10 protein-coding genes are annotated in these 10,964 nt (G+C 68.1%); 3 read left to right on the top strand and 7 right to left on the bottom strand.

Annotated features, from left to right (window positions below; translation table 11 throughout):
- From dapB to mutM, 6 genes are all read right to left on the bottom strand, one after another.
- The coding region (dapB, locus tag VF794_RS32210) for a 4-hydroxy-tetrahydrodipicolinate reductase (RefSeq protein WP_331116948.1) at window positions 1-642 on the bottom strand (642 nt) is incomplete at its 3' end.
- Between the two features lie 15 nt (window positions 643-657).
- Entirely contained in the window at window positions 658-1,545 is an 888-nt protein-coding gene (gene dapA, locus VF794_RS32205; RefSeq protein ID WP_331116947.1) for a 4-hydroxy-tetrahydrodipicolinate synthase, read from the bottom strand.
- Between the two features lie 16 nt (window positions 1,546-1,561).
- Complete coding sequence (lysA, locus tag VF794_RS32200; protein WP_331116946.1) at window positions 1,562-2,803, bottom strand: diaminopimelate decarboxylase; 1,242 nt, start codon at window positions 2,801-2,803, stop codon at window positions 1,562-1,564.
- Window positions 2,800-3,006, bottom strand: coding sequence for an LPS translocon maturation chaperone LptM (gene lptM, locus VF794_RS32195; protein WP_331116945.1), 207 nt, complete (start codon window positions 3,004-3,006; stop codon window positions 2,800-2,802). The genes lysA and lptM overlap by 4 nt, the downstream gene beginning before the upstream one ends.
- 9 nt (window positions 3,007-3,015) lie before the next feature.
- Window positions 3,016-4,821 (bottom strand): TIGR04551 family protein, encoded by a 1,806-nt coding sequence (locus tag VF794_RS32190; protein WP_331116944.1) that lies wholly within the window; start codon window positions 4,819-4,821, stop codon window positions 3,016-3,018.
- Window positions 4,822-4,896: 75 nt separating this feature from the next.
- The gene (mutM, locus tag VF794_RS32185; RefSeq protein WP_331116949.1) at window positions 4,897-5,754 is read right to left on the bottom strand and encodes a bifunctional DNA-formamidopyrimidine glycosylase/DNA-(apurinic or apyrimidinic site) lyase; all 858 of its coding nucleotides are present in this window, start codon (window positions 5,752-5,754) and stop codon (window positions 4,897-4,899) included.
- Window positions 5,755-5,869: 115 nt separating this feature from the next.
- On the opposite strand from mutM, the gene VF794_RS32180 reads away from it, so the two are divergent.
- Window positions 5,870-6,475 (top strand): Fe-Mn family superoxide dismutase, encoded by a 606-nt coding sequence (locus tag VF794_RS32180; RefSeq protein ID WP_331116943.1) that lies wholly within the window; start codon window positions 5,870-5,872, stop codon window positions 6,473-6,475.
- A 74-nt stretch (window positions 6,476-6,549) separates the two neighbouring features.
- Here VF794_RS32180 and VF794_RS32175 read toward each other — a convergent pair whose 3' ends face one another.
- The gene (locus VF794_RS32175) at window positions 6,550-7,968 is read right to left on the bottom strand and encodes an adenylate/guanylate cyclase domain-containing protein (RefSeq protein ID WP_331116942.1); all 1,419 of its coding nucleotides are present in this window, start codon (window positions 7,966-7,968) and stop codon (window positions 6,550-6,552) included.
- A 176-nt stretch (window positions 7,969-8,144) separates the two neighbouring features.
- Between VF794_RS32175 and VF794_RS32170 the strand changes: the two genes are divergently transcribed.
- Window positions 8,145-9,452 (top strand): DNA cytosine methyltransferase, encoded by a 1,308-nt coding sequence (locus VF794_RS32170; protein ID WP_331116941.1) that lies wholly within the window; start codon window positions 8,145-8,147, stop codon window positions 9,450-9,452.
- The gene (locus VF794_RS32165) at window positions 9,449-10,633 is read left to right on the top strand and encodes a DNA cytosine methyltransferase (RefSeq protein ID WP_331116940.1); all 1,185 of its coding nucleotides are present in this window, start codon (window positions 9,449-9,451) and stop codon (window positions 10,631-10,633) included. Before VF794_RS32170 ends, VF794_RS32165 begins: the two co-directional genes overlap by 4 nt.
- Window positions 10,634-10,964 lie beyond the last annotated feature (331 nt).

The following is a 10,964-nucleotide window of genomic DNA, read 5'->3' as shown; positions in this document are numbered from 1 at the left end:
GCCCTCGCCGTAGAAGAACACGATGTGCTCGCCCACGACATCCCCACCGCGCAGCGTCTGCACGCCAATCTCCCTCTTCGGGCGCGCGCCAATCTGCCCATGCCGGGCGAAGGTCAGGTCCTCCTGCTCGCGCCCCAGCGCCAGGGCGAGCACCTCGGCGAGCTTGAGCGCCGTGCCCGAGGGCGCGTCCTTCTTCATGCGGTGGTGCGCCTCCAGCACCTCCACGTCGTAGCCGTCCCCCAGCACCCGGGCGAGCTCGGCGGCCATGCGGATGACCACGTTCACGCCCACGGAGGTGTTGGGGGCCAGCACCACGGGGATGGCGTTCGCGCTGGCGGCCACCTCGGCGCGGGACTCGGAGGTGAAGCCCGTGGAGCCGATGACCATGGCCACCCCGCGCTCGGCGCACTGGCGCGCGTGGGCCACGCTGGCCTCCGCGCTGGTGAAGTCGATGACCACCTGGGCGAGGCTCGCGTCGAGCACCCGGCCAAGGTCGTCGCCCACGGTGACGCCCTCGCCCACGGGCGCCGAGCCCTGGCGCGAGGTGGCGCCCACCAGCTCCAGGTCCTTCGCGTCACGAACGAGGCGCGACAGGGTGCTGCCCATTCGGCCAGTGACGCCGGTGATGACGGTGCGGATCATGGTCGCGTCCGACTCTCAGCCCTGCGTCAGGCCCAGTTTGCGCAGCTCGGCCTCCAGCTTCTTCGCGTTGGGCTCGGACATGGGCACCAGCGGCAGGCGCACCTCCGGACCGAACAGCCCCAGCTTGTGCAGGGCCCACTTCACGGGAATCGGGTTGGACTCGACGAAGAGCAGCCGGTGCAGCTCGTTCATCCGCACCTGGAGCTCGCGCGCCTTGGCCAGCTCGCCGGCACGCGCGGCGGCCACGAGATCCGCCATCATCCGCGGCGCCACGTTGGAGGACACCGAGATGACGCCCTTGCCGCCACAGGCGATGAAGGGCAGCACGGTGAAGTCGTCACCGGACAGCAGCGTGAGCCGCTCGCCGCACTTCTCCACCAGGTCCACCGCGCGGGCCATGTTCCCCGTGGCCTCCTTGATGGCCACCACCTCGGGGATGTCGCACAGCCGCAGCGCCGTCTCGGGCAGCAGGTCCACGCCCGTGCGGCCCGGCACGTTGTAGGCCACGATGGGGAAGCCCGGGTGCGCCCTGGCCACCGCCCGGTAGTGCTCCACCAGACCCGCCTGCGTGGGCTTGTTGTAGTAGGGCGTGACGATGAGCGTGCCGTCGGCCCCGGCCTCGCGGGCGCGCTTCACGCCCTCGATGGTCTCCGCGGTGCTGTTGGAGCCCGCGCCGGCCACCACCCGCACCCGGCCCGCGGCCTCCTCCACCACCACCCGGGTGGCGCGGAAGCGCTCCTCGGGCGACATCGTCACCGCCTCGCCCGTGGTGCCCATGGGGATGAGCACGCTCGTCCCGCCGGCGATCTGCTGCCGGACGAGTGCACGGTAGGCCGCCTCATCGAGCGCGCCCTCCCGGAACGGGGTGGCGAGCGCCGTCATCGAGCCTTCGAAGGTCTTCATGAGGCGGCTTATACGTTCAGGGCCGCTCGCCGCGCCAGAGGTCCTCGACGCTCTCCCGCTCGCGCACCACCCGCCAGGCGTCCCCGTCCACCAGCACCTCGGCCGGCCGGGGGCGCGAGTTGTAGTTGGAGGCCATGCTCATGCCGTAGGCCCCGGCGCTCATCAGCGCGTACAGCTCCCCCTGCTTGGGGAGCACCAGCATGCGCTGGCGGGCCAGCACGTCGGTGGACTCGCACACCGGCCCCACCACGTCCACCTCCACCTCCTGGCCGCGCCGCTGGACGAGGGGCTGGAGGCCATGGTGGGCGTCGTAGAGGGCGGGGCGCATCAGGTCATTCATGCCCGCGTCCACCACCACGAACTGGCGGGCCGGCGTCTTCTTGCGGAACAGCACGCGGGTGACGAGCAGCCCGGCGTTGCCCACCAACAACCGGCCCGGCTCGAAGACGAGGGTGGCTCCGGTGTCGCCCACCGCCGCCAGGGCGGTGCTGGCGTACTCCTGGGGCGAGGGCGGCGTCTCCGACGTGTAGGTGATGCCCAGACCGCCACCGATGTCCAGGTAGCGCAGCGCGTGCCCCTTGGCCTTCAGCTCCTTGTAGAGGCCGCCCACCTTGGACAGGGCGGCCTTGAAGGGCGCGGTGCGGGTAATCTGCGAGCCGATGTGGCAGTCCACCCCCACCGCCTCCAGCCCCTTCAACCGTTTGGCGCGGGTGTAGAGGGCCACGGCCTCCTCGAAGGGGACGCCGAACTTGGACGTCTTCAGGCCGGTGGAGATGTGGCGGTGCGTGCCTGCGTCCACGTTCGGGTTGACGCGGATGGCGAAGGGGGCCCGCTTGCCCTTGGAGCGAGCCACCGCGTCGAGCAGATCCAACTCCTCGGGGCTCTCCACGTTGAAGAAGAGGATGCCGGCGTCGAGGGCCTGGGCCATCTCGTCCGCCGTCTTGCCCACCCCGGCGAACACCGCCTTGCCCGGAGAGCCGCCGGCCGCCTTCACGCGGGCCAGCTCGCCCCCGGAGACGATGTCGAAGCCACTGCCCTCCTGGGCCAGCAGCTTGAGCACGGCCAGGGTGGAGTTGGCCTTCACCGCGTAGCACACCAGGTGCGGGTGGGCCCCGAAGGCCTCCGTCACCACCCGGAAGTGCCGGCGCAGCGTGGCGGTGGAGTAGACGTAGACGGGGGTGCCCACCGCGTCGGCGATGGCGGACAGGGGCACCTCCTCGGCATGCAGGACACGCTTACGGTAGGTGAAGTGATTCACGGAGTTCCGGCGTCCGGGGGGGGAATCGACGAAGGCAGCGGCCCGCGCGGCTGGGAGGCCGGCGGCTGCGTCTCCGCGGGAGGAGGTTGCGTCTCCGAGTTGGGGGGAGGCGGCGGCGCGGGCGGGCGGGGTGGCCCCTTGATACCGCAGGCCGCCACCCCCACCGCCACACCGAGCACCACGACGAGGGTGCGCAGTCGCATGTTGCCTTCCTAGAAGCGGATGCCGATCACGCCGCGCACGGCGTGGGCCGTGGCCAGCTCGGTGGGACGGAGGAACTCGTTCTCGTCCTGGAGGCCGCCGAGCGGGAAGAGCACGGACCACTCCGCGCGAGCGATGAAGCCGTCCTCGGTCTCGTAGCGGGCACCCAGGTTGGTCTCGATGCCCAGGGGCCTCTCGGTGAAGGAGGGCGTGGACTCGGCATAGAGGGCCTGCGAGTAGATGACGCTGCCGAAGGCATCGAACCCCGGGGCCAGCGTGTAGCGCACCGTGGGCTTGGCATAGACGGCGTCGGTGACGGTGCCGATGAGCTCGCGCCAGAGGATGTTGTCCACGCGGTAGGCGCGGTTGAAGCGGAAGTTGCGGATGAAGCTGTCGCCGCACTCGTTATTGCCACAACGGAACTGCGGGCCGTCCACGTCACCCGGCTGGGTGAAGCCGCCCGCGCCCGAGCCCGAGCGGCCCGCGTAGGCGCCGAAGCCCGGCGCCCGGTCACCCGAGGCCACGCCCAGCTCCAGCTGGAGGTTGAGCTGCCCGTTGAGCAGCCGGTACTCGCCCACGGCCGCGCCGCCGAACGCGCGCACGTCCAGCGCCTGCTCCTGGTTGGGATCCGCCGTGGTGGGCGACTGCGGTACCCCCGACCGGTTGCCGATGGTGCCGATGTAGGCCGCCATCTCGAGCTCCACGCGGAAGTTGCGCTCCTCGTAGCGCAGCCACACGTCCGGGATGTAGAGGTTGGCGTCGCGCCGCAGCAGCCCGCCCGTGGTGGCACCATTCGCGTCCCGCGTGGGGGCGAAGCGCTCGGTGCGCCAGCTGAAGTGCAGGCCGTAGTTGAGCACGCCCTGGTTGTTGTCCAGCTTGGCCTTCACCTGCTGCGGGGTGTCGCGGCGCGCCACGGCCAGCACCCAGCTGTGGCTGTCATCCGCGTTGGTGAGGTCCACCGGCTGGCTTTCCAGGCCGCGCGGCTGGGCGAAGAGGCCCTCCGAGTTGAACTCCAGCATGGGCGTCACGTAGAAGCCGTCGAGCGGCTCCGTGACGAACATGACGCGGTCCACCTGGTCGCCGTAGTCGCAGTCCAGGCACGAGCCGTCGTTGCGCAGCAGGCCCATGCCCCAGTGCGCGTTCATGCGGCCGAAGCGCAGCAGGCCCACCGGCGTGGACACCTCGCCGTAGACCTCGCGCACCATCAGCGAGTCCTTCAGCGCGTTGACGCCCGACTTGGGCGGCGTCTGCCCGTCGTTGAAGAGGTCGAAGAGGTAGAAGGTGCTGTCGCCCGGGTTGGAGATGGAGGGCGTGGAACCCAGCAGCACGTTGCTCAGCGCGTCGAGCTGCACCTTGATCCGCACCTCCTCGGAGATGTTGCAGGTCGGCTCCAGGCGCAGGCGCATGTCGGCGCCGGACAGGGTCTTCTCGGTGGCGCGAGCCGAGGGCAGGAAGAGCTCGCGGCCGGGCGCCCGACCCAGGTTGAACTGGTAGTAGAGGTTGGGGCGCAGGCGGTAGTAGCCGTCGAGCGAGAAGATCTCCAGCTTGCGCTTCTCCTCCACCCACTCCTCCTGCCAGTCACTGGAGAGCGACTGGGTGGCGAGCTGGGCGCGGATCTCCTCCCGCATCTCCTGCTTGGCGGCCTCCAGGCGTTTGTCCACCTCCTGGCGGATGCGCTCCTCGGTGGAGTCGGCCGGAGTGGTGGGAGCGGCGCTCTCGGGGGTGGGAGCCGGCGTGCCCGTCTGCGACTCGGGCGTCTGGGCGGAGGCCGTGGCGGAGGCGACGAGAAGTGCCGCCAGCAGGGCGTTGGACGACATAGGGGGTTCTTCTCCGGTGCCGCCAATGCGGCAGGTGCAAAGGGCCGGCGAGTCAAGCGGAGTGCGCCGGGGGTGTCAACGACGTCGAGAGGCCCTCTTCCTTTGTGCGTCCGAGGGCTTACGGCCGGGGTGCAGCGGTTGGCACTGCGGACAGCGATGGGTGGTGCGGCCACCCTGGGTGAAGGATTCGACTTTCGTCCCACAGCGGGAGCAAGGCGTCCCGGCGCGACCGTAGACGAGGAAACGGTTCTCCGCTCCATCTTCCAGGTACGCGGGATCCTCGCCCTGCTGCTCCTCCAGGCCGAAGGCGATGGAGGCGTGGATGGCGTCCGCCAGCCGCTTCCACTCCTCGGGGGTGAGCGAGGCGGGCTTGCGCGAGGGGTGGAGGCCGGCCCGGAAGAGCGCCTCGGCGGCATGGATGTTGCCGAGCCCCGTTACCCGCCCCTGGTCCATCAGGGCCACCTTGAGCTCCTGCCGCGAGGAGCCCAGGGCCTCCTGGAGCTGCTCGGCGGTGAGGCCGTCCGCGAGCGGATCCCTCCCCAGCTCCTTCACGGCCTCCAGCTCGTACAGGCGCGAGGCGGCACAGGGCTCCATGCGGCCGAAGAGGCGCGAGTCGGCGAAGTGGATGACCGCTTTGTCGTCCAGGTGGAAGCGGGCGCGGCTGTAGGGGACGGGGACGCCCTCGGGGCGGCGCACGAAGCGGCCCGTCATGCCCAGGTGGGCCAGCAGTCCCTTCCCTCCTTCAAAGGAGAAGAGGAGGTACTTGCCGCGCCGCTCCAGGGACTCGAGCCGGCCCCGGAGCGAGGCGAAGTCCTCCCGGCGGGCCCCGCGGAAGACGCGGGAGTCGTCCGCCTCGGCCTTCACCACCCGGTGACCGTCCAGCCAATGGACGAGGTTGCGCCGGGCGATTTCGACTTCTGGAAGCTCGGGCATGGCGTGCGCGGCATAACACCGTGCGAGGCCCGGACGCATTTCTTACTTGTTGCCGCGCGCACAACTGCGCGAAACAACCCCCGTCCAACCGCTTCTCATCCATCGGAGGCCCGACATGGCCGACATCCAGAAGAAGTACACGCCCATGCAGTTCACCCACCTCAAGGGGCTCCAGGGCATCAGCGACGGGGTGCTCGAGTCGCACTTCAAGCTGTACGAGGGCTACGTCAACCGCACCAACAAGCTGACCGAGACGCTCTCGGGGCTTCAGTCCCAGGGCCAGGCCCTGGGCGCCAACCCGGCCTACGCCGAGATGACCCGCCGCCTGGGCTTCGAGTACAACGGCATGGTCCTGCACGAGTACTACTTCGGCAACATGAAGCCGGGCGGGGCGACCACGCCGGGCGGCAAGCTGAAGCAGGCCATGGAGCAGAGCTTCGGCTCCTACGAGAACTGGCTGTCGGACTTCAAGGCCGTGGGCACCTCGCCGGGCATCGGCTGGGCCGTCACGTTCCAGGATCCGCGCACCGGCTGGCTCTCCAACCACTGGATCACCCTGCACGAGAACGGCAACATCGCCGGCTACACCCCCATCATCGTCATGGATGCCTGGGAGCACGCCTTCGTGCCGGACTACAAGCCGTTCGAGCGCGCCAAGTACGTGGACGCCTACTTCCAGAACATCGACTTCGAGGCCTGCGAGAGCCGACTGAAGAAGTAGTCGCTCCGACGTTTCGTCCCTCGGCGGCGGGTGGGCTCCACACGGGGCCCATCCGCCGTCGTCGTTTGGGGGCCTCAGCGCAGCCGGTAGACGGTGACCTCGCCCTCCACGCCCTTGAGGAGGGCCTGCTCGCGCGAGGACTGGAGGGCGGCGGCGCGGATGACGTCCTGGGCGCCCGGGGCGGAGAAGATGGGCTCGGTGATGGCGATCTCACTGGCCTGGGCCACGCCCTGCACCCGGGCGGCGATGTTGACCGTCTGGCCGAAGTAGTCGAGCCGCTCGTTGAGCTCCACGGCGATGCAGGGCCCGGTGTGCAGACCCACCTTGAGGTGCAGGTCCGCGTTGCCCTTGCCCACCCGGCGCACCTCGCGCGTCATGGCGGTGGCGGCCTCCAGGGCGGGGGTGGGCTCGGCGAAGCTGGCCATCACCGCGTCGCCAATCGTCTTCACCAGGGAGCCGCCGCGCGAGGCGATGATGTCGCGCAGCACGGCGAAGTGCTCGCGCACCAGCCCGTAGGCGCGGAAGTCGCCGATGCGCTCGTACATCTCCGTGGAGCCCTTGAGGTCCGTGAAGAGGACCGTCATGGACTTGAACTCGAGCCCGCCCTCGGAGGGGATGCTCTCGGCGCGGAACAGCTCGCGGAAGGTCTGGTTCGTCACCAGGCGCTTGCCGTTGAGGTAGGGCAGGAGCACGGGCTTCAGCGCGGCCTCGAGCGAGCACGTCTCGGCCTGGGAGATGACCTGCGAGCCGAGCATGAGCTGGATGGGGGCCGAGGTGCGGTTGTGCACCACGAGCGACACCTCGCCGGTGCGCACGCTCGGCTGGCTCGGGACGATGCGGCCCTCGAGGAGGTCGAAGTGCAGCTCCGAGGTGGGGGCGTCCTCGGAGACCTCGAAGAAGGCCCAGGCGTGCTGGAAGGGGGCGGTGAGGTAGTGGCTCCGCGCGGCGAGCGTGCGGGTGAAGCGGTAGGAGCCATCGGGGGCGACCGTGGCCGAGTCGAGGAAGGAGCCCGTGCCGCGCTCGCGGAGGAAGTCGGGCACCACCCGGCTGGAGGAGAAGGCGACCGTCTGCATGTCGCGGCGCAGGTCGAGCGTCTCGGGGGAGTGGAAGCGCAGGCGGCGCACGGCCGGGGAGATGTTGAAGGCCACCTCGATGTTGTCGTCGCTCGGGCCGAAGTCGAGCCGGCACATCTGGCAGGAGTTCTCCTGACGGAGCGAGCGCAGGGCGGCGGGGGTGGCGAGGAAGGCGGAGCAGGCGGGGCAGAGGACGCCCCAGGTGAACTCCAGGAGGCCGATGCGGGTGGCGCGCAGGAAGAGGTCGATGCCCTCGTGCTCGGAGAGCCCCTGGGCGGCGGCGTAGCGCAGCGGGCTCATCCGGAAGAGCTCTTCCTCCGAGGCCGCTTCGAGGAAACGCGCGAAGCGGTCGAGGACACCAGGGCGGAAGGAGTACTGGGACTGGAGCAACTCGATGCGAGAGGCCAACGCGGAAGACATGCCCCCATCCTACCCTACCCGCTCCTCCCTTTCCCGTTCCTCTCTCCCTCGGATCTCCTCGGCCGGGGAGATTCGAGGCAACGGCAATCATGCTCGTGGATGCGTGGGCGGGAGCGTCCGCGCCGGATGCAAAGGACTGGTACTTCATCGATCTTATGACATGATGTGCCCGCTCAATGACGCCCCTACGTGAAAAGTCACCCACTGTGAGTATGCGTAGTGGTGGCGCGCCTCCGGCAAGCCTGCTCCTCCAGCCGCGGCAGACAACTCTGTGGAACTGGCCAAAGACGGCCAACGCGCCATCCGCTGGGTTGTCCGTCGTGGACCTCTATGCAGGAGCGGGGGGACTGTCCTTGGGGTTCGAGCTCGCCGGGAACCGTGTGCTGGCGGCCGTCGAACGCGATGCCTGGGCTGGTGCGACGTATGCCCATAACTTCCCCGCGACGCGCCTGTACAACCAGGAAGTACGAAGCCTCGAGCCATCCTTCTTCGAGAAATATCGTGGAGTGGACGTGGTCCTTGGTGGGCCTCCCTGCCAGGGTTTTTCAATTGCCGCCAGCAACCGGCGCGATCGCGCGGATGCTCGAAACGCCGAGGTCTTCGTCTTCGTCGAGGCCTGCGTGAGGCTGAAGCCTCGCTGGATCGTCCTGGAGAACGTTCCTGAGATCCGGCGGTTCATGTTCAAGCCGGAAACTCCTCTCATCAATGCGGTGAACGGCCTGCTCGAAGAGGCCAACTACGTCCCCTTCTGGTTCGATGTGAACGCAGCGGATTTCGGCGTGCCTCAACGGCGACTGCGAACCATCCTCCTGGCGGGGCGTGATGCTCCGCCTGACCTCCAGGACTGGAGAACGCACCGTTCCCCCGAGACCCGCGAGCGGAGGAAACGGGGCTGGGTGACGGCCATGGAGGCGCTCTCCGATCTGCCTGCCGTTTCGCCGCGCGAAATCGAGGAGGGAGCTTTCATCGGTTTCGATCGCCGCGCCACGAACAGCTACCAGCGGGCCCTGCGCGGTGATGCCATTGGGATTTTCAATCACGTTCCCATGAGACATACACCCCGGCTGATTGAACGGTTCAAGCGCATCCCTGTCGGAGGCAACGAACTGGCGGCCTGGGAAGAGCACGCCCCCCGCAGGCGAGGCAATGGCTCGGAGCGCGGTATCGTGTATCACCAGAACCACCGCCGGATCGATCCGCGCTCGCCCGCGCCTACCATCACGGCAACCTTCTACAGTTCCTTCCTGCATCCGACCGAACACCGGAACCTGACGGTCCGCGAGGCCGCACGCCTTCAGAGCTTTCCCGACGCATTCCGCTTCCTCGGAAAAAGGACAACGCTCTCGGAGAAACTCCTGCGCCGCAAGGGCCTCACAGAGGATCTCGGGCTCAATCAGTTCAATCAGGTGGGAAATGCCGTGCCCCCACAGCTTGCCAGGCTCATCGCGCAGGCACTCGCGGACGCGACGAGGTCCGCGAGGTGAACGCTCTCGACTTGTTCGCGGGGGCGGGAGGCTTCTCACTCGGGCTTCACCTGGCCGGGGTTGAGGTTACCGGGGCGATTGAAGCAGACCAGAACGCCTCCACCACCTTCAGGAGCAACTTCCCGAAAGTGGCTCACCACCAGAGGCCCATCGAGACTTGCACCACCCGCTGGCTTCGCCATCGCTTCAAGGGAGTCGAGCTCGTCGTGGGCGGGCCGCCGTGCCAGGGATTCTCCGTGGCCGGCCCGACACAGTACGGGCGCGTAGACGGACGCAACTCGCTCATACTCGAGATGGCCCGCGTCATCATGACGCTCCTGCCCCGGTATGCGGTGATGGAAAACGTCAAGGGCATCTTGAGCGGGAAACTGGCTGATGGCAGGCGTGCGCTCGATGTCTACCTCGACGTGCTGGCGAAGGCCGGGTACACGAGCAAGGTCTTCGTGCTACAGGCCGCCGACTTCTCCGTTCCTCAGAAGAGGGAGCGAATCTTCGTTGTGTCGGGCCGCCAGGGAGAACCCCTCCCTTCCCTCATCGAATCCGCGAGCCCGGGCGTGCGGTACTCCGTGGACGATGCCATCGGCGACCTCCCTCCCCTCGTGCCAGGAGCGGGCGTGGACAGCCCGGTGCCATATCCGTGTCCACCCGCGAATGCGTATCAGGCCCTGATGCGCAAGGGCTCGGAAGGTTTCGCGAATCACGTCGCGATGAAGCACACGCCCAGGATCGTCGAGAGACTCCGTACGCTCGGCTACGGGGACTCTCTAGAGAACGTCGCCGCCACGCATGGGCAGCGCAGGCGCAATTCGGGGGAAATCGTTCGCGACAGCGTCTACAAGATGAACTGCACGCGCCTGGATCCCGCCAAGCCCTCGCTGGCGCTTCCGGCCAATTTCCAGACAATCCACGTTCATCCTCACCAACCGAGGATGTTGACGGCACGTGAGGGTGCGCGAATCCAAAGCTTTCCCGACACGTTCGTGTTTCGTGGCCCGCGCACGACGATGAGCCGCAAGCTCCTCGAACGGGAAGGCCGGCTCGGCGAACTCGGGCTCTCACAATACAACCAGATTGGGAACAGCGTGCCCCCTCTGCTGGCGAAGGCCATCGCCACGGCACTCCGGGAGTGCGCGAGCGGACGCGAATTGCCCCTGAGGGGCACTGGCACGTCGGGTGTTTGATGACCGCATCCACCAATGAAACCCAGCGGTTTCTCGCATGGCAGCAGGAACTGGACCAGTCCCTCATTCGTGGGGCCTCTCCACATGCCAGCAACGTGCTCCATCAACTGAAACAGGTCTCCAAGGCGAGGAGTTCCTCCAACCCCCAGCGTGACACCAGGCTGGCTGCTCTCGAGGAAATCGTCCCGGCTTACCTCTCCCTCGTGAAGTCCATTCCACAGGTCTCCCCCCTGCCCTCGGAGGCCACGCTCTCCCCGCTGGTCGACAAGCTCAATGCCTACCTCGACCTGCTGGAGGGGCAGGCTGGACGTACCTTCATCAGCCAATCCGA

It is taken from the genome of Archangium sp., from assembly GCF_036389735.1.
In the GTDB taxonomy this organism is placed as follows: Bacteria; Myxococcota; Myxococcia; order Myxococcales; family Myxococcaceae; genus Archangium.
This window is presented reverse-complemented; position numbering and strand designations above follow the sequence as displayed.